Origin of the sequence: Microbacterium resistens NBRC 103078 (assembly GCF_001552355.1) — a bacterium.
GTDB lineage: Bacteria > Actinomycetota > Actinomycetes > Actinomycetales > Microbacteriaceae > Microbacterium > Microbacterium resistens.
On sequence record NZ_BCRA01000005.1, the window covers coordinates 23,948 to 43,299 of the forward strand.

20 protein-coding genes are annotated in these 19,352 nt (G+C 72.3%); 11 read left to right on the forward strand and 9 right to left on the reverse strand.

All coding sequences use genetic code 11. The annotated features are described in order from the left end of the window. Nucleotides 1–85: 85 nt before the first annotated feature. Entirely contained in the window at nucleotides 86–1,300 is a 1,215-nt protein-coding gene (locus MR1_RS00825; protein ID WP_067242472.1) for an ABC transporter substrate-binding protein, read from the reverse strand. 137 nt (nucleotides 1,301–1,437) lie between these two features. Between MR1_RS00825 and MR1_RS00830 the strand changes: the two genes are divergently transcribed. After that, nucleotides 1,438–2,214, forward strand: coding sequence for an SDR family NAD(P)-dependent oxidoreductase (locus MR1_RS00830; RefSeq protein ID WP_067242475.1), 777 nt, complete (start codon nucleotides 1,438–1,440; stop codon nucleotides 2,212–2,214). A gap of 105 nt (nucleotides 2,215–2,319) precedes the next feature. On the opposite strand, the gene MR1_RS00835 is transcribed toward MR1_RS00830, so the two are convergent. Beyond that, a complete protein-coding gene (locus MR1_RS00835) occupies nucleotides 2,320–2,883 on the reverse strand; it encodes a PadR family transcriptional regulator (RefSeq protein ID WP_067242478.1) in 564 nt (187 codons plus the stop codon). Nucleotides 2,884–2,981: 98 nt separating this feature from the next. On the opposite strand from MR1_RS00835, the gene MR1_RS00840 reads away from it, so the two are divergent. The 5 genes from MR1_RS00840 (at nucleotide 2,982) to MR1_RS00860 (ending at nucleotide 7,262) form a co-directional block, all read left to right on the forward strand. Next, nucleotides 2,982–3,935 (forward strand): alpha/beta hydrolase, encoded by a 954-nt coding sequence (locus MR1_RS00840; protein ID WP_067242480.1) that lies wholly within the window; start codon nucleotides 2,982–2,984, stop codon nucleotides 3,933–3,935. After that, nucleotides 3,932–5,530, forward strand: a complete 1,599-nt coding sequence (locus MR1_RS00845; protein ID WP_067242483.1) for a flavin-containing monooxygenase — start codon at nucleotides 3,932–3,934, stop codon at nucleotides 5,528–5,530. Before MR1_RS00840 ends, MR1_RS00845 begins: the two co-directional genes overlap by 4 nt. 81 nt (nucleotides 5,531–5,611) lie before the next feature. Beyond that, nucleotides 5,612–6,361, forward strand: a complete 750-nt coding sequence (locus MR1_RS00850) for an SDR family NAD(P)-dependent oxidoreductase (protein ID WP_067242486.1) — start codon at nucleotides 5,612–5,614, stop codon at nucleotides 6,359–6,361. Continuing rightward, complete coding sequence (locus MR1_RS00855) at nucleotides 6,358–6,822, forward strand: acyl-CoA thioesterase (protein ID WP_067242489.1); 465 nt, start codon at nucleotides 6,358–6,360, stop codon at nucleotides 6,820–6,822. The genes MR1_RS00850 and MR1_RS00855 overlap by 4 nt, the downstream gene beginning before the upstream one ends. Further along, entirely contained in the window at nucleotides 6,819–7,262 is a 444-nt protein-coding gene (locus MR1_RS00860; protein WP_157517845.1) for a nuclear transport factor 2 family protein, read from the forward strand. The genes MR1_RS00855 and MR1_RS00860 overlap by 4 nt, the downstream gene beginning before the upstream one ends. Here MR1_RS00860 and MR1_RS00865 read toward each other — a convergent pair. After that, entirely contained in the window at nucleotides 7,246–8,310 is a 1,065-nt protein-coding gene (locus MR1_RS00865) for an MBL fold metallo-hydrolase (protein ID WP_067242496.1), read from the reverse strand. The genes MR1_RS00860 and MR1_RS00865 overlap by 17 nt on opposite strands. Before the next feature lie 73 nt (nucleotides 8,311–8,383). Here MR1_RS00865 and MR1_RS00870 point away from each other — a divergent pair, with 73 nt between their 5' ends. The 4 genes from MR1_RS00870 to MR1_RS00885 are packed head-to-tail and all read left to right on the forward strand — an operon-like array spanning nucleotide 8,384 to nucleotide 11,258. Then, entirely contained in the window at nucleotides 8,384–9,787 is a 1,404-nt protein-coding gene (locus MR1_RS00870) for an MFS transporter (protein ID WP_067242500.1), read from the forward strand. A 10-nt stretch (nucleotides 9,788–9,797) separates the two neighbouring features. Continuing rightward, nucleotides 9,798–10,331: a MarR family winged helix-turn-helix transcriptional regulator gene (locus MR1_RS00875; protein ID WP_067242503.1), complete on the forward strand. Its 534-nt coding sequence runs from the start codon at nucleotides 9,798–9,800 to the stop codon at nucleotides 10,329–10,331. Continuing rightward, nucleotides 10,331–10,804: an SRPBCC family protein gene (locus MR1_RS00880; RefSeq protein ID WP_067242506.1), complete on the forward strand. Its 474-nt coding sequence runs from the start codon at nucleotides 10,331–10,333 to the stop codon at nucleotides 10,802–10,804. Before MR1_RS00875 ends, MR1_RS00880 begins: the two co-directional genes overlap by 1 nt. A 10-nt stretch (nucleotides 10,805–10,814) precedes the next feature. Beyond that, entirely contained in the window at nucleotides 10,815–11,258 is a 444-nt protein-coding gene (locus tag MR1_RS00885; protein WP_067242509.1) for a YdeI/OmpD-associated family protein, read from the forward strand. Between the two features lie 45 nt (nucleotides 11,259–11,303). Here the strand turns inward: MR1_RS00885 and MR1_RS00890 are convergent, their stop codons facing one another. From MR1_RS00890 to MR1_RS00915, 6 genes are all read right to left on the reverse strand, one after another. Continuing rightward, the gene (locus MR1_RS00890) at nucleotides 11,304–11,813 is read right to left on the reverse strand and encodes a putative immunity protein (RefSeq protein ID WP_067242513.1); all 510 of its coding nucleotides are present in this window, start codon (nucleotides 11,811–11,813) and stop codon (nucleotides 11,304–11,306) included. Continuing rightward, nucleotides 11,810–12,586: an enoyl-CoA hydratase-related protein gene (locus tag MR1_RS00895; RefSeq protein ID WP_067242517.1), complete on the reverse strand. Its 777-nt coding sequence runs from the start codon at nucleotides 12,584–12,586 to the stop codon at nucleotides 11,810–11,812. The genes MR1_RS00890 and MR1_RS00895 overlap by 4 nt, the downstream gene beginning before the upstream one ends. 401 nt (nucleotides 12,587–12,987) lie before the next feature. Next, nucleotides 12,988–13,890, reverse strand: coding sequence for a 3-hydroxyisobutyrate dehydrogenase (mmsB, locus tag MR1_RS00900; RefSeq protein ID WP_067242519.1), 903 nt, complete (start codon nucleotides 13,888–13,890; stop codon nucleotides 12,988–12,990). Nucleotides 13,891–13,922: 32 nt separating this feature from the next. Further along, nucleotides 13,923–15,074 (reverse strand): acyl-CoA dehydrogenase family protein, encoded by a 1,152-nt coding sequence (locus MR1_RS00905; RefSeq protein ID WP_067242521.1) that lies wholly within the window; start codon nucleotides 15,072–15,074, stop codon nucleotides 13,923–13,925. A 45-nt stretch (nucleotides 15,075–15,119) separates the two neighbouring features. Then, nucleotides 15,120–16,622, reverse strand: a complete 1,503-nt coding sequence (locus MR1_RS00910) for a CoA-acylating methylmalonate-semialdehyde dehydrogenase (protein WP_067242523.1) — start codon at nucleotides 16,620–16,622, stop codon at nucleotides 15,120–15,122. 540 nt (nucleotides 16,623–17,162) lie between these two features. Further along, a complete protein-coding gene (locus tag MR1_RS00915) occupies nucleotides 17,163–18,341 on the reverse strand; it encodes a thiolase family protein (protein WP_067242525.1) in 1,179 nt (392 codons plus the stop codon). Between the two features lie 108 nt (nucleotides 18,342–18,449). Here MR1_RS00915 and MR1_RS00920 point away from each other — a divergent pair, with 108 nt between their 5' ends. Continuing rightward, on the forward strand, nucleotides 18,450–19,040 hold the full coding sequence (locus tag MR1_RS00920; RefSeq protein ID WP_067242527.1) for an antibiotic biosynthesis monooxygenase: 591 nt from the start codon (nucleotides 18,450–18,452) through the stop codon (nucleotides 19,038–19,040). Nucleotides 19,041–19,352: the final 312 nt, after the last annotated feature.

Consider the following 19,352-nt stretch of genomic DNA (forward strand, 5'->3'; position numbering starts at 1 on the left):
GGGGTCCTTCCGTCACTGCTTCCTGCGCGGCGGCCCCGGATCGTCGGTCGAGGATCCGGGGCCGCCGGTCGGCGGACGCGCTCCGTTACTGGTACTGGCCGTTGACGAGCTTGCCCGGCGGGATGAAGAGGAAGTCCTCGGGCGTGACGTGCGGGGTGTGCGACTCGGCGGTGAAGCCGTAGCGAGAGAGGATCACGGTCCCCGCCGACTTCTGCACCTCCGGATCCACGAGGGCCTCGGCGAGCGCCTCGGCCTCGAGCGAGCCCGCCGACTCCGCCGCCGCCTTGAGCAGGAACATCGAGTCGTAGTTGTAGGCGAGGATCAGCGAGGACCGGATGTCTCCGGCGGCCATCATGGTCTCGACCGCCGCGTTGACCTTGTCGTCGCTCGGGTCGTGCTTCGTGCTGGTGTAGACCTGCATGGTCAGGTTCTTGACCTGGTCCGTGCCGAGGACGCCGGAGGGCGGCTCGGTCGCGATCAGCTGGGTGGCGGCCACCGAGGTGTTGCCCAGGACCGGGATGTCCCAGCCGAGCTTCTCCAGGCTCTGCAGCACGTAGCCGAGGGGCGCGCCGTACGCGTCCAGCACCAGGGCCTCGGGGTTCGTCTCCTTCAGCGCCTCGAGCTGAGCGGTCATGTCGAGGGCCGCGTTGTCGAAGCCCTGCATCCCGGTGACCTCGATGCCGGCCTCGGTGTACGCGTCCTTGGACTGCTTGCCGAAGAGCTCGCCGTACGCGCTGGACCCGTGCAGGATCGCGACCTTCCCGTAGCCGCGCTGCTCGATCTCGTGGACGAAGGAGCCGATGTAGTCGGGGACGGAGGCCGACAGATCGAAGTTGAGCGGGTTCACCGACGGGTCGCCGGACGTCGCGGTCGGGCCGATGTTGAACGAGAGGATCTGGTTCTGACCGAGGATCGGGATCGTGGCCTCGGCGACCGTGGAGGGGCCCGAGTTCATCACCGCGACGGGCTTCTCGCTGGCCAGCAGCTCGCGGAGCTTGGTGACGGCGACGGTCGGGTCCGCGGTGTCGTCGACGACCTCGATCTGGACCTCGCGCCCGAGGATGCCGCCGTCGGCGTTGATCGCATCGACGGAGGCCTTCGCGGCGGTCACGGACGTGGTGGCGTTGTCGGCCAGGACGCCCTCCGCGCCGATGCCGCCGAGGACGACGACGGTGATCGGCTCGTCGGAGCCGGGCTGTTCGGACGAGCCCTCCGCCGCCCCGCCTCCGCCGCAGCCGGCGAGGGTGAGCGACGCGGCGAGGACGCCGGCGGTCACTGCTGCGATTCGGGTGATACGCATGGAAGTGCCTTTCTCATCATTGAGCGGAGGAGCGAACGGGCAGACGCAAACCAAACGCTTGCTTGATTCAAACACATGTCAGTATTCCGGGCAAGACCGAACGGTCACTTGCTTGTGCGCGGTGATACGGTCGGGCGATGACCCCCACCGAACCGGATCCCCCTGCCCGCCCCGAACGACACGGCGTCGCCGTCGTCACCGGGGGCGGCGGCGGCATCGGCCGGGCCGTGGCGCGACGCCTCGCGGCGGACGGCCTGACCGTCTGCGTCACGCACCGCAGCGCCGCCCCGACCGATCTCCTCGACGAACTCGGCCCGCGCGCCGTCGCGCACCGCCTGGACGTCCGCGACGCGGACGGTGCCGCCGTGCTCGCCGAGACCCTCGTCGCCGAGCACGGCGGCGTGCACACGGTCGTGCACGCCGCGGGGCCGCACGTGCCGATGAAGCATCTCTCCACGGTCACGGTGGAGCAGTTCGCGACACAGGTCGACGAGGACCTCGTCGGGTTCTTCTCGGTCGCCCGCGCCTTCCTGCCCGCGCTGCGCGCATCGGCCGGATCGCTGACGGCGGTCACAAGCGCCGCGACCCGCCGGTACCCCGTGCGGGACGGGCTGTCCGCCGCCCCCAAGGGCGGCGTCGAGGCGCTCGCCCGCGGACTCGCCGCGGAGGAGGGGCGGTACGGCGTGCGCGTGAACTGCGTGGGGCCCGGCATGCTCTGGGACGGGATGTCCGCACGGCTGATGGCCTCCGGGGATCTCGACGAACGCGCCCTCGAGGTCGCCCGCGGGAACATCCCGCTCCGCCGCTTCGGCACGGCCGCCGACATCGCCGAGGCGGTGGCGTTCCTCGCCTCGCCGGCCGCGGGGTTCATCACCGGCCAGAAGCTCGACGTCGACGGCGGCTTCGGAGTCTGAGCCCGCACCGCCGGGACGCGTTTCGTCTCGTCGCTGCGCTCCTCGCTCAACGACCGGGACCCACCGGTCGTTGAGCGAGCGAAGCGAGGCGAAACGCCCCGGGTCTCACGCCATGCCCTGCAGGCGCTCCAGCAGCCAGTCGATCCGCTCGGCCTCGTCACGGTAGAACCGGTCGGACCACTCCAGCGCGAGCGACGAGAACCGCCACGACGGCTCGCGCAGCGCGCCCTCCGCATGCGCCGCCGCGCGGCCCGCCCGCACCAGCGCCTCGTCGCGGTACGCGAGGAGGGCCCGGCGAAGGCCGTCGAGGTCGCCGTTGTGGGCGGCCCACAGGCGGAGGATGTGGGAGTGCTTGAGCACCACGGGGTCGGCGGGAACGGCGTCGGCCCAGTGCGCGATGCGTTCGCGCCCCGCCTCGGTGATCTCGTACAGCCGCCGGGACTTGGCCGCGTGCGTCTGCTCGACCCGGGAGACGGCAAGCCCCAGCCGTTCCAGTCGGCGCAGCTCGGTGTAGATCTGGCTCTGCGACGGCGCCCAGTAGAAGAAGGCCAGGCTCTGATCCGCCCAGCGCTTCACGTCGTATCCGGACAGCTCCGTCCCGAACGACAGGATCCCGAGCACCGCCCAGGTCGTCGCCGGGAGGTCCGTGTCGTCCTCGTCGATCGCCATCGCCGCCCCTCTGGAAAGATATGACTAAATGTACTATGACTGTTAGTCATATTGCCGTGACACCCCGTCATGAGCCCAGCTGATCGAAGGAGATCGGGATGGACGAGACGCGACGGCTGCTCGCCCTGCTGAACGAGACGTTCCCGGATGTGGCCGCCCTTCCGCCGCTCGAGGCGCGCGCCGCGGTCGACGCGCGGATCCGTCCGCCCGGCAACCTGGACGACGTGGCGGACGCCGAGGACCACCGCCTCGAGGTCGGGGGCCACGGCCTCCCCGTGCGCCTGTACCGACCGCACCCGGAGGATGCGATCGCGGGGGTCCCGACCACCGTCTACGCCCACGGCGGCGGCTTCCTGCACGGATCCATCGAAGGACACGACGGCTGGTGCCGCACCTGGGCGCGACGCACGGGCGGCCCCGTCGTCTCCGTCGGATACCGCAAGGCCCCCGAGCATCGGGCGCCCGCCGCGTGGGAGGACATGGTCGCCGCCGTGCGCTGGACCGTGCAGCGCGGGCACGGCGCGCACGGCATCCTGGTGGCCGGCGACAGCTCGGGCGGGAACCTCGCCGCCGGCGCGGCGGTCGCCCTCCGCGGAGATGCTGCGGTGCGCGTGCGCGGGCAGGTGCTGCTGTATCCGCTCCTGGACCCGACGATGTCCTCCGAGACGTACCGGACCCGCGCAGACGGGTACTTCATCACGGCGGCGATCCTGGCCGCGTACTGGCGGCACTACCTCGGGGCGGATCCGGCCGATCGTGCGACGCGGGACCGCGCCGCCGCCGACCCGCGCATCGCCCCCGGCGCCGCGGATCTCCGAGGGGTCGCACCCGCGATCGTGGTCACGGCCGGGCTCGACCCCCTGCACGGCGAGGGCGCCGCCTACGCCGAGCAGCTGCGCGGGGCCGGCGGCGTGGTGCTCCACCGGCACCATCCCGACCAGTTCCACGGCTTCCTCACGATCCCCGGATACGGCCCGGCTCGCGCCGCCGCGGACATGCTGTGGGCCGACATCCGCTCCCTCTTCGCCCCGCACCGACAGGAGCACGCATGATCTCCACGCACGACCTCGTCGTCGTCGGGGCCGGGTTCGCCGGTCTCTACACGACGGTGCACGCTCGCCGCCGCGGACTCGACGTGATCGGCCTCGAAGCGGCGGACGACGTCGGCGGCACGTGGTTCTGGAACCGCTACCCGGGCGCGCGCTGCGACGTAGAGAGCATCGACTACTCCTACTCATTCGACGACGACCTCCAGCGCGACTGGCGCTGGAGCGAGCGCTATGCGACGCAGCCCGAGATCCTCCGCTACCTGAACCACGTCGCCGACCGGTTCGACATCCGGCGGCACTACCGCTTCGGGGAGCGTGTCATCGAGGCCGTCTGGGACGACCCGGACCAGCGCTGGACCCTGCGCACCGGCTCCGGGCTCGAGGTGCGGGCGCGGTGGGTGGTGATGGCGAGCGGCTGCCTGTCGCAGCCCCTGCTGCCGGACATCCCGGGGCGGGACGCCTTCGCGGGGCGTGTGCTCCAGACATCGTCCTGGCCGACAGAACCGGTCGATCTCCGGGGCCTCCGCGTCGGCGTGATCGGAACCGGCTCCTCGGGCATCCAGGCGGTGCCGATCATCGCCGAACAGGCCGCCGAGCTCGTCGTCTACCAGCGGACGGCCAACTACAGCGTGCCGGCGTTCAACCGACCGATCGACGACGACGAATGGGCACGTCAGCAGGAGGGGCTCGCCCATCGCCGCGCGGTCTCGTGGCGCAGCCCGGCAGGGTCCCCCTGGTCGTCGCACCCCGTGCCGTTCGCGGACGCCTCCGAGGATGAGCGCGAGCAGGTGTTCGAGGAGAGCTGGACGCGCGGCGGCGTGCTCTTCGCCAAGGCCTTCGCCGGAGTGACGACGGACACCGTCGTCAACGACGCGGCCCGGGACTTCTTCGAGCGCAAGCTCGCCGCCACGGTGTCCGATCCCGACGTCCTCGCCGACCTCACGCCGACCGGTCACCCCCTCGGCACCAAACGCATCTGCACGGACAGCGGCTACTACGAGACCTTCGCGCTGCCGCACGTCGACCTCGTGAACCTCCGCAGGGATCCGATCACGGGGATCGAGCCGAGCGGCATCCGGACCGCGTCGGGCCTGCGCGAGCTGGACGTCATCGTCTTCGCGACGGGATTCGACGCGATGACGGGCGCCCTCACGGCGATCGACATCCGCGGGCGGGAGGGACGCGTCCTGCGGGAGGAGTGGACCCGGTTCCCGGTGACCCATCTCGGCATCGGGCTGCCCGGCTACCCGAACCTGTTCCCCCTGAACGGGCCGGGCACGCCCAGCGTCCTGGCCAACATGGCTCTGACCTCGGAGCAGCAGGGCGAGTACGCGCTGCGACTCATCGACCATTGCCTCGCGCACGGTTACACGTCGGCCGAGGCGCGCGAGGACGCGGCGCAGGCGTGGACGGAGGAGACCGCCAGGGTCGCGGCCGGCACGCTGTTCGCCGGCGCCGACTCGTGGTACACCGGCGCGAACATCGAGGGCAAGGCGCGCGGATTCCTCCCGTACATCGGCGGATTCCGCCGCTACATCGAACACGCCGAGGAGGTCGCCGCCGAGGGCTACCGCGGCTTCGTGCTGTCCCGGCGCTGACCGCGGCGTTCCGGTATGGCGCCTCCGGACGGATGGGGCTAGGGTGCAGAGCAAACAAATGCTTGGTCGAGGAGGATCATCATGAGCACGCCCGATCTCGGGTTCACCCCCGGCGACGTCCTGCTGATCACCGGCGCCGGAAGCGGCATCGGCCGGGCCACGGCCCTGCACGCGGCCCGGCTCGGGCTGTCCGTGAGCCTGTGGGACCTGGTCCCCGCGGGCCTGGAGGAGACCGCGGCCACCGTGCGCGATGCCGGCGGCACCGTGCACACCTGGGTCGCCGACGTGGGCGACGACGAGGCGGTACGGGCCGGCTTCGCCGACGCGCGCGCCGCGCTCGGCGGGATCCGGTACCTGCACAACAACGCCGGCCCCGCCTCCAGCAGCGCTCTGCCCTTCGACCAGGCGCTCGCGGTGTGCATCGGCAGCGTGCGCCGGATGACCGACGCCTGGGCCGACGATCTCCCGGCCGGGGACGCGCTCCCCGCGATGGTGGCCACTACCTCGGTCGCCGGGAATCTCGTCGGCACCGACAACGCCTGGTACTCCGCGTCGAAGGCGGGGATCATGGGCTACGTGCGTCATCTCGCGGCGCATCGCGCCGACGCGTTCCGCGCCAACGGCGTCGCGCCCGGGATGACGGACACGCCGCGTCTCGCCGGGTTCGCCGCAAGCCCGCTGGGCCGGCAGGTGCTGGAGCGGATCCCGCTGCACCGGATGGCCTCCCCGTCCGACATCGCGTGGGCGACGCTGTTCCTGCTCTCGCCCCTCGCGGGATACGTCAACGGCGTCCTCCTGCCCGTCGACGGCGGCTGGACCGTGACCCAATGACGACGCCGGCGCGCACCGACGCCCCGGCGCCGCCCGCTCGCCCCGTGCTGCACAGCCACGTGGTGCGCCTCACCTACGCGGACACCGACCCCGCCGGGATCCTCTACTACGCGGCCTGGTTCCCGAAGATGGAGGCCGTGCAGACGGAGTTCCTCTTCCTGCAGGGGCTCCGCCAGGACGAGCTGAAGGAGCGCTACGGGTGGTGGACCGTCTCCCGCGCCACGCAGTGCGAGTACCTGGCCGCAGCGCGGCTGCTCGACCGGATCCGCATCGATCTGCGGGTGGGCGACGTCGGAACGTCCTCCTTCCGCTTCACCCACGAGATGACCCGTGTGGACGACGGCGTCGTCGTGGCGAGGGCGTCGAACACCCTCGTGACCGTCTCGCCCGACCAGAGCACCATCCGCATCCCGGACCTGCTCCGCGAGCGCCTCACGGCGTGGGCCGCGGGGCCCGCATGAGCACGGACCCCGCGCTCCTGCGCACGGTCGCCGACCGACAGGAGATCATGCTGCTCCTCGGGCGCATCGCCCAGCTCGCCGATCACGGCGACGTGGAGGACTACCTCGACTGCTTCACGGCGGACGCGGTGTGGGACCTCGTCCACGCCACGGGGCTGCCGCTGGAGGCGGGACCCATCTCCGGACGCGAGGCGCTGCGCGAGGGCGTCCGGGAGCGCCGTGCCGCGGGGATCCAGGGACCGGGGAGCGCCACGCGCCACGACGTCTCGACGATCACCGTCGAGGTCTCCGGCGACACCGCCCGCAGTCGCGCCTACTTCCGCTACTACCGGGAGACGGACGCGACGCCCGTGCTCACGGCGATGGGCGGCTACGACGACGAGCTCGTCCGGACGCCCGCGGGCTGGCGGGTCCGTCGGCGGGTCATCCGCCGGGAGTGATCCCGTACCGGGCGAACAGCTCGTCGGCTCGTCCGCTCCGCACGAGGTCGCGGTGCATCTGGGTCTGCTGCAGGGCCGAGTGCAGGGAGAAGTCGGTCAGCGCGTCCCACCCCGCGGTCCAGGTCAGACGCCGGGCGTACTGCCAGATCGGCGCGTCGCCGAGCTCGTCCGCGACGGCCGCCACCTCCGCGGTGCGCCGGAGATGATGCGCGGCGATCTGGCGGCGACGCGATCCGAGGCCGGTGAACCGGTACTCGTGCCCGGGAAGCACCTCGAAGTCGTCGAACTCTGCGAGCCGCTCCAGCGAGGACAGCAGATCGCCCAGCGGCTCGTCACCGGGGAGGGAGCCGATGCCGACCCCGGAGTTGATCTGCGGCAGGACGTGATCGCCCGTGAACAGCAGACGAGCGGCCCGGTCCGCCAGACAGACGTGCCCGCCGGTGTGCCCGGGCGTCGCCACGACCTCCAGGACGCGGCCCGCCAGCCGCAGCTCGTCGCCGTCCGCCACGAGCAGGTCGGGTTCGGTGTCCTCCACGAGCGAGGGCCGGTCGAAGCCCGCCAGGAGCTCCGCGCGCCGCCCGCCGGGGACTCCCCATTCCTCCAGGCGACTCCGGTACTCGACCTCGTCCGAGGCCGACGGATGCGTCTGACGGGCCAGGACGCGGCGCTCTTTCCCGGAGAGGACCAGCGCCGCGCCGCTCTCCCGCCGGATGCCGTCCGCGGCCCCGAGGTGGTCCGGATGGAAGTGCGTCACGACGACCGTCCGCACGTCCGCGATGCGCCGACCGCGCGCGAGGAGGGCCCGTTCGAGAGTGTCCCGCGTCCGCTCCCCGCCCCAGCCGGGATCGATCAGGTGGACGCCGTCCTCGCCGATCAGCGCATAGCTGAGCGTGGCGGGGATCCCGCCCCCGGGGATCGGCACGGGGATCGCCCACACGCCGTCCGCGACCTCCTCGACCGGGGCGGACTCCCGCCGCCTCCAGGCCTCCGCCTGCGCGGGGCTCGTCACGACGATCGGGTCCTGCGGGGGTGCGGACGGTGCGGACATGCGCCCACCCTAGCAACCGCTTGGTGCCGCGCGGTAGGCTCACCCTACAAAGCGCTTGTCCGAGAGGCAGGGCATGGCCGGTTCCGCACACGGACGATCCGCGCGGCTGACCATCGGCGTCCTGGCGCTGACCGGGATGATCGCCTCGCTCCAGTTCACCCTGCTCATGCCGGCGCTGCCGCTCGTCCCGGCCGAGCTCGGCGTCCCCGCCGAGGACGCCGTCTGGCTGGTGACGATCACGCTGCTCACCGGGACCCTGGGCACCCCGGTCCTCACCCGGCTCGGGGACCTCTACGGCCGCCGCCGGATGCTGCTGCTGTCGGTCGGCCTGCTCGTCGTCGGCTCGGTCGTCGCCGCCTCCGTGCCGAGTTTCACGGCCGTGCTGATCGGCCGGGCGCTCCAGGGGACGGCGAACGCCGTGATCCCCCTCGGGATCGGGCTCATGGCGGCGCTCCTCGACCGGACCAGGGCGGTGCTGGGGATCGCCCTGATGAGCGGCACACTGGGCATCGGGTCCGCTCTGGGTCTGGTGCTGTCCGGAGTCCTCACCGCCGCCGGCGGGCTTCCCGCGATCTTCTGGTTCTCCGCCGTGGCCGGCGTGGTCGTGGGCGGGCTCATCGCCATGACGACACGGGAGAGCCCCCGGGGCGGCCCGCAGCGCTTCGACGTGCTCGGCACCGCGCTGCTCGCCGTCGCGCTCACCGCTCTCCTCCTGCTCATCTCCAAGGGAACGTCGTGGGGCCTGACGAGCGCCGCCGGAATCGTCTGCGCCGTCGTCGCCGTCCTCGGCTTCGCGATCTGGTTCCCCTGGGAGTGGCGGCATCCCCGCCCCGTGGTCGACGTGCGCGCCGCCCTGCGCGCCCCGGTGCTGCAGATCAACATCGCCTCCTTCTTCGCCACGTTCGGCATGTTCGCGAACCATCTGCTCACCATGCAGGAGGCGCTGGGACCGGTCGAGACGAGGATGGGGCTCGGCCTGCCGGAGGTCGTCGCGGGGGCGGTGCTCGCGCCGTCGGCGGTGCTGATGATCCTGCTCGCGCCCGCCGCCGCCCGCGCGCTGTCCCGGTTCGGGGGGCGAGCGACGCTGTGCGGAGGATGCGCCGTGATGGCGGCCGCGTTCCTCTTCCGCGCCGTCGCGCACGGCGACGTGGTGCTCGTCGTCCTCGGTTCCGGTCTCGTCGGCGCGGGGATCGCGTTCGCGTTCGCCGCGATGCCCGCGCTCATCACCGAGGCGTCCCCCGCCGCGGACGTGGCCGCCGCGAACGGCGTGAACTCGCTCGTGCGCGCCCTGTCCGGCGCCGTGGCCAGCGCGGCGTTCGCGTTCGCGCTGGTGTCCTGGCCGGCGACCGCCGACCCCGACTTCCTGTCCGACACGGGCCTCACCGCCTCCCTGATCACGGTCGCGGGCTTCTCGGCCGCCGCCGGCGCCCTCGCCCTGGTCGTGCCGCGGCGCGGAGCGGCCGGGACGCGACGGTAGCGTAGGACCCGTGAGCCGTCGCCCGCTGCCCATCGATCCGCTCGCCGAGGCGAAGCGGCAGTGGCTGGCGCACGGGTGGCACGACGCCGCCGACGGCATGTCGGTGGTGATCTCGGTCATGCGGGCCCAGCAGCTCCTGCAGGCGCGGGTCGACCAGACCCTGCGCCCTTTCGGGCTGAGCTTCGCGCGCTACGAGGTGCTGCGCCTGCTCGCGTTCAGCCGGGAGGGGCACCTGCCGCTGTCGAGCGTCGTCGCCCGGCTCCAGGTGCACGCGACGAGCATGTCGAGCACCGCGGATCGCCTGGTGCGCGACGGGCTCATCCGCCGCGAGCCCCACCCGCACGACGGACGTGCGGCGATGCTCGCCCTCACCGAGGAGGGGCGGGCCGTCGTGGAGCAGGCGACCTCCGCGCTCAACGCGGAGGTCTTCCGCGCGCCGGGGCTGTCCGCCGCGGACGCCGCCGACCTCGTCGCGATCGTCGCGCGCCTGCGCAAGGGCGCCGGCGACTTCGCCGACCCGCGACCGCAGCCGGATCCGCTCTGATGCCCTCCTTCGTGCTCGAACGCGACATCGCGGCGCCCGTCGCCCTCGTGTTCGGGCTGTCTCTCGACGCCGATGTGCACGTCGAGTCCATGTCCCGCCACCGGGAGCGGATCGTCGGCACCGCACCGGCCGAGCAGCTCGGCGAGGGCGACGAGATCACCTGGAGCGCGCGGCACTTCGGGATCCGCTTCCGGATGACCTCCCTCGTCCACGACGTCGACGAGCCCCACGGCTTCATCGACCACCAGGTGCGCGGCCCCTTCGCCGAGTTCCGCCACCGGCACGCGTTCACGGCGATCCCCGGGGGAACCCGCATGCGGGACGAGATCCGCTTCCGCTCGCCGTTCGGAGTGCTCGGCCGGCTCGTCGACGCGACGCTCATGGGCCGCCACCTCGAGCGGCTGATCCGGGAGCGCAACGACGTGCTCGAGCGGCGCGCGCTCGCCCTGTCGCCCGGGCTCGACGCGCCGTAGGCTGACGCGCATGAGCGAACTCCGACTCCGCACGGTCCTCGAGCCCATGGGCCCTGCCGGCGCGATCGTGCTCACCGACGAGCAGGTGGCGGCGCTGGGCGACGCCAAGGCGTTCCCCGTCACCGTGACGATCGGCGACCGCACCGCGCGGCTGCGCCTGGCCCGGATGGGCGGGAAGAACCTCATCGGCTTCAGCAAGGCGGTGCGCGCCGAGCTGGGCGTCGAACTCGGCGACGAGCTCGACGCCGTGATCGTCCAGGACACCGCGGAGCGCACGGTCGACGTCCCGGGTCCTCTCGCGGACGCCCTCGCCGAGGCCGGTCTGGCGGCGTCCTTCGACGGGCTCTCCTACACCCGCCGCAAGGAGATGGCGCGGGCGGTGGACGAGGCCAAGCAGGATGCGACCCGGGAGCGGCGCATCGCGAAGATCCTCACCGAGCTCCGCGACGCCTGACCGAGCGGTCCCCCGGGTCCCGCGGCCTGCGCGCGTCGGATCCGGTCAGTCGCCCTCGTAGACGTAACGGTCGAACCGGGCCGGGATGTTCATCCGCTGCCAGGCCAGCTCCTCGTCGCGACGCGCACGATCGTGGGGGAACGCCTTCGCCGTGTGCCGCGGGACCTGGCGGCTGTGACCGGCCATGTGCGCCACCGCCACGGCCTGCCCGCACACCCGGGCGGCGGCCCCGGCCGCCGGATCCTCGGCCTCGCGAGCCGCGGCGTGACACGCGAAGGCACGCTCGCGCACGGCCTCGATGTCGAGCTCGCCGCGAAGGAACGCCCACGCGGCGTCCAGCGCCTCCTGCGGACGACGATCGTCCGGACGCTCCGCGACGAACAGGGGCAGCAGCCGCTCGGCGCACGCCACCGTCCACGCGACGAGCTCCCGGCGATCGTCCTCGGACAGGGTCAGGTCGGTGTCGTCCGGGATCGCCAGGGCGCCGAGCCCGCCGGTCTCGATGCGGATCTCCTCGTCTGCGGACGGGGAGGCGGAGGGCGTCGACGCGTTCATCGGTGCTGGAACTCCGGGGGGCGCTTCTCCCGGAAGGCGGCCATGCCCTCCTTCTGGTCCGCGGTGTCGAACAGCGCGGCGAACGCCTGCTTCTCGAACGCGAGCCCGTCCGCGAGGGTCGTCTCCATCGCCTGATCCAGCGCCGCCTTGGCCGCGTACACGGAGGGCAGCGACTTGGAGGCGATCGTCGTCGCGAGCTTCTCGGCCTCGGCGAGGAGGTCGGCGGCCGGAACCACCCGGGAGACGAGGCCGGACCGCTCGGCCTCCGCGGCGTCCATGAGACGGCCGGACAGGACGAGCTCGGCCGCCTTGTAGTAACCGACCGCGCGGATCAGCCGCTGAGTGCCGCCCATCCCCGGGATCACGCCGAGGTTGATCTCCGGCTGACCGAACCGCGCGGTGTCGGCCGCGAGGATGATGTCGCACATCATCGCCAGCTCGCAGCCGCCGCCCAGCGCATAGCCGGAGACCGCGGCGATGACGGGGGTGCGCACGGCCGCGAAGTCGCGCCAGACGCCGAAGTGGTCCGTGGCCGTCATCTCGGCCGCCGACATCGACTCCATCTCCTTGATGTCGGCGCCGGCGGCGAACGCCTTCTCGGAGCCCGTGACGACGATGGCTCCGATCCCCTCGTCCTCATCGAAGGCGACGGACGCGGCGGTGACCTCCGCGGCGATCCGGGAGTTCAGCGCGTTGAGCGCCTCGGGGCGATGGAGGGTGATCCATCCGACGCGTCCTCGCTGTTCGACGATGATCGTCTCGTACTCGGTCATGTCTCTCCCCTCCGTCGCGGCGCTGCAACCCTTCCAGTATCACCGATGCTCCGGACACCCTCTCCCGCCCCACGGGATTCCCCTCCCCATCCCGCCCCGTCCCGGTCCCGCCCCGTCCCGGTCCCGCCCCGTCCCGGGTCCCGCCCCGTCCCGGTCCCGCCCCGTCCCGGTCCCGCCCCGTCCCGATCTGCACACTTTGTCCCGGTCCCGCCCCGTCCCGATCTGCACACTTTGTCCCGATCTGCACAGGGAACGCCGAAATTGCTGTGCAGACCGGGTTCGGGTGTGCAGATCGGGACAGGGTGGGGTCGCGGGCGGGGATTGGGGTCCGGGACGGGGATTGGGGTCGCGGACGGGGATTGGGGTCCGGGTGGGTGTGGGGGTCGGGATTGGGGATGGGGTCAGGGGGTGGGGACGGGAGGGGCGGAGGCGTCGCGGATGTCGGTGATGATGCCGGAGAAGTCGCGGCCCGCACCCTCCCCCGCGGCGAAGGCGGCGTAGATCTCCTGCGCCAGACGGCCCAGCCGCGCGTCGGTGCCTGTCGCCTCGATCGCCTGCAGCGCGAGCCCCAGGTCCTTCGCCATCAGCGCGCCGGCGAAGCCCGGCTGATAGTCGCGGTTCGCCGGGCTCGTCGGCACGGGGCCGGGGACGGGGCAGTTCGTGCTCAGCGCCCAGCACTGCCCCGACGCCTGCGACACGACGTCGTAGAGCACCTGGTGCTCCAGCCCGAGCCGCTCGGCGAGGACGAAGGCCTCCCCGACGACGATCTGCGACACCGCGAGGATCATGTTGTTGCACACCTTCGCGGCCTGCCCGAGCCCCGGCCCGCCGCAGTGCACGATCCGCTTCCCCATGGCCTCCAGCAGCGGCAGCGCCGCCGCGAAGTCCTCGTCGGATCCGCCGACCATGAACGCGAGCGTGCCGTTCTCCGCGCCGACCACTCCTCCGGACACCGGGGCGTCGATGTTGCGGTGCCCCGCCGCCACGGCCCTGTCGTGAGCGGTCTGCGCCTCGTCCACCGCGATCGTGGAGGAGTCGATGAACAGGGTTCCCGGAGGCGCGGCGGCGAGGAGCCCGCCGTCGTACGCCTCGATCACGTGCCGGCCGCTGGGGAACATCGTCAGCACCACGTCCGCGCCGGAGGCCGCCTCCGTGCCGGACGCCGCGACCGGGATGCCCGCCGCCTGCGCCGCCTCGACCGCCGCGGCCACGACGTCGAACCCGATCACGTCGTGGCCCGCCTCGACGAGGTTCCTCGCCATCGGCAGGCCCATGTGCCCGAGGCCCAGGAATGCGATCTTCATCGTCCGCTCCTTCCGCGCGCCCCGACGGGCGCTCACACGCCCTTGAGGACGTCGCGCCCGACGATCAGGCGCATGATCTCGTTCGTGCCCTCCAGGATCTGGTGCACGCGGAGGTCCCGCACCACCTTCTCGATCCCGTAGTCCTGAAGGTAGCCGTAGCCGCCGTGCAGCTGGAGGGCGCGGTTGGCCACGTCGAAGCCGGCGTCGGTCGCGAAGCGCTTCGCCATGGCGCAGCGGGCGGCCGCGTCCGGGGCGCCGGCGTCCACCGCCTCGGCCGCGTCCCTGACCATCAGACGCGCGGCGTGCAGCTCCGTGCGCATGTCGGCGAGGGCGAAGACGATCGACTGCTTCTCGGCGAGCGCCTCGCCGAACGTGAAGCGCTCGTGCACGTAGCGCGTCGCCCGGTCCAGGGCCCACTGCGCGCCGCCGATCGAGCACGCGGCGATGTTCAACCGTCCGCCGTCGAGGGCCGACATCGCGATCGCGAAGCCGCGGCCCTCCTCGCCGAGCACGTTCTGCGCCGGGATCCGCACCTCGTCCAGGATCACCTGCCGGGTCGGCTGCGCGTGCCAGCCCATCTTCTTCTCCGGCGCCCCGAAGCTCAGCCGCGGAGCGTCGGCCGGCACGAGGAAGGCGGTGATCCCCTTCGCGCCCGGCTCCCCCGTGCGCGCCATCACGACGTAGACGGCCGCCTCGCCCGCACCGGAGATGAACTGCTTCACCCCGGTCAGCACGTAGTCGTCGCCGTCGCGGATGGCGCTCGTCGCGATCGCCGCGGCGTCCGATCCCGCGCCCGGCTCGGTCAGGCAGTACCCGCCGAACGCCTGCATGCTGGTCAGCGACGGCAGCCACTGGGCCCGCTGCGCCTCCGTGCCGTAGCCGTCGATCATCCCGACGACCATGTTGTGGATCGAGATGTACGCCGCCACGGCCGGATCCCCCTCGGCGAGCGCCTCGAAGATCGCCACGGTGTCGACGCGGGAGAGTCCCGTGCCGCCGGACTCCTCACGGACGTAGATGCCGCCGAGGCCGAGCTCCCCCGCGCGGTGCAGGCTCTCGCGCGGGAAGAGGTGCTTTTCGTCCCGCTCCGCGGCGAACGGCTCCAGCTCCGTGGCGGCGAAGTCGCGGACGGCATCGAGGATCGCCTCGCGCTCCTCGGCGGTCGTGGTGGTGACCATGGTCATCGGTGTCTCCTCGTGGGGTCGTGCTCGTGGCGCGGAGGGTGGGCGCTAGTGCATCGTGGGGATGACGAAGCTGGCGCCCTCGCGCACGCCGTGCGCGGGCCAGCGGCTCGTCACCGTCTTGGTCTTGGTGTAGAAGCGGAACGCGTCCGCGCCGTGCTGGTTGAGGTCGCCGAAGCCGCTGCGCTTCCATCCGCCGAAAGTGAAGTAGGCGATCGGGACGGGGATGGGGACGTTCACGCCGACCATCCCGACCTCGACCCGGGCGACGAAGTCGCGGGCGGCATCCCCGTCGCGGGTGAAGATCCCCACGCCGTTGCCGAACTCGTGATCCGAGCACATCCGCAGCGCCTCCTCGTAGTCCTTCGCCCGGACGATCACGAGCACCGGTCCGAAGATCTCCTCGCGGTAGATCGACATGTCGGTGGTCACGTGGTCGAAGAGGGTGGGGCCGAGATAGAAGCCGTCCTCGTGCCCCGGGACCGTGAGCCCGCGGCCGTCGGCGACGAGCGTGGCGCCGGCGTCGATCCCCTGCTGGATGTAGCCCTCGACGCGCTCGACGGCGGCGCGGTTGACCAGCGGGCCGTAGTCGACCCCGTCGGCGAGCGATGGGCCGACCTTCAGCGCCGCCACCCGCTCGGCGAGCTTGGCGGACAGCGCCTCGGCCGTCTCCTCGCCGACCGGCACCGCGACCGAGATCGCCATGCAGCGTTCGCCGGCCGATCCGTACCCCGCGCCGATCAGCGCGTCCGCGGCCTGGTCGAGATCCGCGTCGGGCATGACGACGAGGTGGTTCTTGGCACCGCCGAAGCACTGCGCACGCTTCCCGTGGGCGGAGGCGGTGGTGTAGATGTACTCGGCGATCGGGGTGGAGCCGACGAAGCCGACCGCCCGGATCCGCGGGTCGGTCAGCAGGGTGTCGACGGCCTCCTTGTCGCCGTGCACGACGTTGAGGACCCCGGCCGGGAGCCCGGCCTCGAGAAACAGCTCCGCGATCCGCACCGGCACCGAGGGATCGCGCTCGCTGGGCTTGAGGACGAAGGCGTTGCCCGCGGCGATCGCGGGGCCCATCTGCCACAGCGGGATCATCGCCGGGAAGTTGAACGGGGTGATCCCGGCGACGACGCCCAGCGGCTGGCGCAGCGAGTAGACGTCGATCCCGGTGCCGACCGCGGTGGAGTACTCCCCCTTGAGCAGGTGCGGGGCGCCGATGCAGAACTCGATGACCTCGACGCCGCGCTGGATGTCGCCCTTCGCGTCGTCGAGCGTCTTGCCGTGCTCGCGCGACAGCAGCTCCGCCAGCGCGGGGGTCTCGTCGCGGAGCAGTTCCAGGAAGCGCATGAAGACACGGGCGCGCTTCTGCGGGTTGGTCGCGGCCCAGTCGGGCTGCGCCGCCTCGGCGTTCGCGATCGCGGCGCGCACCTCGGACGCATCCGCGAGCGGGACGCGGGCCTGGACGGCGCCGGTGCTCGGCTCGAAGACGTCTCCGAATCGTCCGGAGACGCCCTCTACACGCGATCCGCCTATGAAGTGCGGGATGTCACGGGTCATTGTGCTCGATCCTCTCGTGCCGCCATTGGCATCATGACGATGGTACGTGGATCCCATGGGAATTACTAGGGTGCCCAAGTATTCGCCCGAGCCTTCCCTCCGCGTTCACCTCCTCGTCACCTCGGCCGCGTACAACAGTGTGTGCGCGGACACGTACTCAGACCGGATCGGGTGACCGTCGTCTCCGCGCCACCGGGATCGCCTTTCTCACGGGCGCCCGTCGCGGTTCCGCACCGCGAGACCCCCGCCGAATCGGGTCGGCGGGGGTCCCCTCTTTTCCGGGCACTCCGGGCCACCCGTGATCCGGGGATCCGAATCTGGTTCGGGGTCTGTCCCGGGTCGATCGGCCCCGATTCGGGCCCCAATCCCCCGCCGTGAGCCCCGAACCCGGGACCTGGGGAGCGGGAGGGTTCGGGGTTCGATCTGGGGGAAATCCGCGCTGAGGCGGGCCCCGGAACCCCGGACACGACCCCGAAACCGGATGACGCGGAGCCCCGGGGGCGGGGGGCGGGGGCGGGGAGAGGGGGTGGGGAGGTGGGGTCAGAGGCGTTCGAGGATCAGGGCGTTGGCCATGCCGCCGCCCTCGCACATCGTCTGCAGGCCCCGGCGGCCGCCCGTGGCCTCCAGGTGATCGAGCAGCGTGCCGAGGAGCCGGGTGCCGGAGGACCCCAGCGCATGCCCCAGGGCGATCGCGCCGCCCCAGGGGTTCAGCCGGGCCGGATCCGCTCCGAGCTCCGCCGCCCACGCCAGCGGCACGGACGCGAACGCCTCGTTGACCTCGTAGGCGTCGAGATCGTCGAGGGAGAGCCCGACCCGATCGAGGACGCGCCTCGTCGCCGGGATCGGGCCGGTCAGCATGAACAGGGGATCGTCTCCCACCACCGCGGTGGCGAGGATCCGGGCGCGCGGGCGCAGACCGAGCCGCTCCGCCCAATCCGCGCTCATCAGCAGGGCCGCGGAGGCGCCGTCGGTCAGCGGCGACGAGGTGCCGGCGGTGATCCGCCAGTCCAGCCCCGGGAACCGCTCGGCGAGAGCGTCGGTGCGGAAGGCGGGGGCGAGGGCGGCGAGCGCGTCCGCGGTCGTGCCGGCACGCACCGTCTCGTCCTCCCGCGCCTCGGGCGCCTCCGGAACCGGAACGAGGCTCGGAGCGAACGCGTCGTCCGCCCACGCCTGCGCCGCGCGGCGGTGGGACTCGGCGGCATAGGCGTCGAGCGTCTCTCGCGACAGCTCCCACCGGGAGGCGATGAGCTCGGCCGACACCCCCTGGTTCACGAGCCCCTCCGGATAGCGCTCCCGCATCCGGGGCGACAGGGGCGAGACGCCGCCGAGCGAGGATCCGAGCGGCACGCGGCTCATCGACTCCACCCCGCCGGCGATCACGATGTCTGCGGCGCCCGCGGCGATCGCCTGCGCGGCGAAGTGCACGGCCTGCTGGCTGGACCCGCACTGCCGGTCGATCGTGGTCGCAGGGACGGCCTCGTCGAACCCGGCGGCGAGCACCGCCTGCCGGGCGACGTTCATCGCCTGCTCCCCCACCTGGCTCACGCAGCCCAGCATCACGTCGTCGACCTGCGCCGGATCGACGCCGGTGCGCTCCACGAGCGCGGTGAGGACCCCGGCGGCCAGGTCGACCGGGTGCACGCCGCTGAGCGCGCCCCCGGGCTTGCCCCGGCCGACCGGGGTGCGGACGACGTCGACGATCACGGCTTCGTTGCTCATGCTCCGATTCTCCCCCTCGTCCGAGGGGCGGGTCTCGTGCAACATCCGCGAAACACGGGGTGCGTACACTCGACCACGCCACAAGCACGCACGACCCGAGGACCCAGAATGTCCAGCATCCCCGTCACCGTCTCCATCCGCCGCGAGGTCGACCCCTCCCGCATCGCCGAAGCCACCGCCTGGGTGCAGACCGGTGTGAACCTCGCCAGCTCCTACCCCGGGTTTCTCGGGTCCGGCTGGGTCCGCGACGGGGAGGGATCCCATCACTGGCACATGCTGTACCGCTTCGGCAGCGAGGCGGAGCTGGAGGCCTGGGAGTCGTCCGGCGAGCGCGCGTGGTGGCTCTCGATGGGCGAGGGCTTCGTCCGCAGCGAGCGCACGCAGCGCCGCACCGGGATCGAGGGCTGGTTCGACGAGCCCGCGACCGGACCGGTCACGGTGCCCGACGCCACGCGCACCGGCACGACGACGGTCGCGCTCGTGCACACCCCGCCGCGGTGGAAGCAGGCCGTGTCGATCTGGCTCGGCTTCTTCCCGGTGAACCTGTTGTTCACGTACCTGATGACGCCGGTGCCCGGATGGGACGCGGTACCGATCTGGCTGCGCGTGCTCGTCACGACGCTCGTGCTCACGCCGATCATGACCTACGCGGTCCTGCCGTGGGTCACCCGGATGCTGAGGTCCTGGCTGAACCGCTGATCCGCCCGGGGTCACCGCGTTTCGTCTCGTCGCTGCGCTCCTCGCTCAACGACCGGGAGGGGGTCGGTCGTTGCGCGAGCGAAGCGAGACGAAACGCACCAGCCCCAGGTCGCCGCGTTTCGTCTCGTCGCTGCGCTCCTCGCTCAACGACCAGCAGGGGGCGACCCGGAGCCGAGCGGAGCGATGGCCTCGTCCGACGCGCCGGCATCGGGCCTGGCGGGAGCCGACCGAAGGACGGCGGGGGACCGCGCGACGGACGAGGCCATCGCGCAGCGGCCGCACCCACACCGCGGACCGGGTCACCGCGTTTCG

What these genes read in the sequence shown, in the direction of transcription:
- MR1_RS00920 (WP_067242527.1), top strand. Translation starts at nt 18,450, where the DNA reads ATGTCCAGCATCCCCGTCACCGTCTCCATCCGCCGCGAGGTCGACCCC.
- MR1_RS00890 (WP_067242513.1), bottom strand. Translation starts at nt 11,813, where the DNA reads ATGAACGCGTCGACGCCCTCCGCCTCCCCGTCCGCAGACGAGGAGATC.
- MR1_RS00905 (WP_067242521.1), bottom strand. Translation starts at nt 15,074, where the DNA reads ATGACCATGGTCACCACCACGACCGCCGAGGAGCGCGAGGCGATCCTC.
- MR1_RS00860 (WP_157517845.1), top strand. Translation starts at nt 6,819, where the DNA reads ATGAGCACGGACCCCGCGCTCCTGCGCACGGTCGCCGACCGACAGGAG.
- MR1_RS00885 (WP_067242509.1), top strand. Translation starts at nt 10,815, where the DNA reads ATGAGCGAACTCCGACTCCGCACGGTCCTCGAGCCCATGGGCCCTGCC.
- MR1_RS00910 (WP_067242523.1), bottom strand. Translation starts at nt 16,622, where the DNA reads ATGACCCGTGACATCCCGCACTTCATAGGCGGATCGCGTGTAGAGGGC.
- mmsB (WP_067242519.1), bottom strand. Translation starts at nt 13,890, where the DNA reads ATGAAGATCGCATTCCTGGGCCTCGGGCACATGGGCCTGCCGATGGCG.
- MR1_RS00865 (WP_067242496.1), bottom strand. Translation starts at nt 8,310, where the DNA reads ATGTCCGCACCGTCCGCACCCCCGCAGGACCCGATCGTCGTGACGAGC.
- MR1_RS00835 (WP_067242478.1), bottom strand. Translation starts at nt 2,883, where the DNA reads ATGGCGATCGACGAGGACGACACGGACCTCCCGGCGACGACCTGGGCG.
- MR1_RS00855 (WP_067242489.1), top strand. Translation starts at nt 6,358, where the DNA reads ATGACGACGCCGGCGCGCACCGACGCCCCGGCGCCGCCCGCTCGCCCC.
- MR1_RS00870 (WP_067242500.1), top strand. Translation starts at nt 8,384, where the DNA reads ATGGCCGGTTCCGCACACGGACGATCCGCGCGGCTGACCATCGGCGTC.
- MR1_RS00850 (WP_067242486.1), top strand. Translation starts at nt 5,612, where the DNA reads ATGAGCACGCCCGATCTCGGGTTCACCCCCGGCGACGTCCTGCTGATC.
- MR1_RS00840 (WP_067242480.1), top strand. Translation starts at nt 2,982, where the DNA reads ATGGACGAGACGCGACGGCTGCTCGCCCTGCTGAACGAGACGTTCCCG.
- MR1_RS00825 (WP_067242472.1), bottom strand. Translation starts at nt 1,300, where the DNA reads ATGCGTATCACCCGAATCGCAGCAGTGACCGCCGGCGTCCTCGCCGCG.
- MR1_RS00895 (WP_067242517.1), bottom strand. Translation starts at nt 12,586, where the DNA reads ATGACCGAGTACGAGACGATCATCGTCGAACAGCGAGGACGCGTCGGA.
- MR1_RS00830 (WP_067242475.1), top strand. Translation starts at nt 1,438, where the DNA reads ATGACCCCCACCGAACCGGATCCCCCTGCCCGCCCCGAACGACACGGC.
- MR1_RS00845 (WP_067242483.1), top strand. Translation starts at nt 3,932, where the DNA reads ATGATCTCCACGCACGACCTCGTCGTCGTCGGGGCCGGGTTCGCCGGT.
- MR1_RS00915 (WP_067242525.1), bottom strand. Translation starts at nt 18,341, where the DNA reads ATGAGCAACGAAGCCGTGATCGTCGACGTCGTCCGCACCCCGGTCGGC.
- MR1_RS00880 (WP_067242506.1), top strand. Translation starts at nt 10,331, where the DNA reads ATGCCCTCCTTCGTGCTCGAACGCGACATCGCGGCGCCCGTCGCCCTC.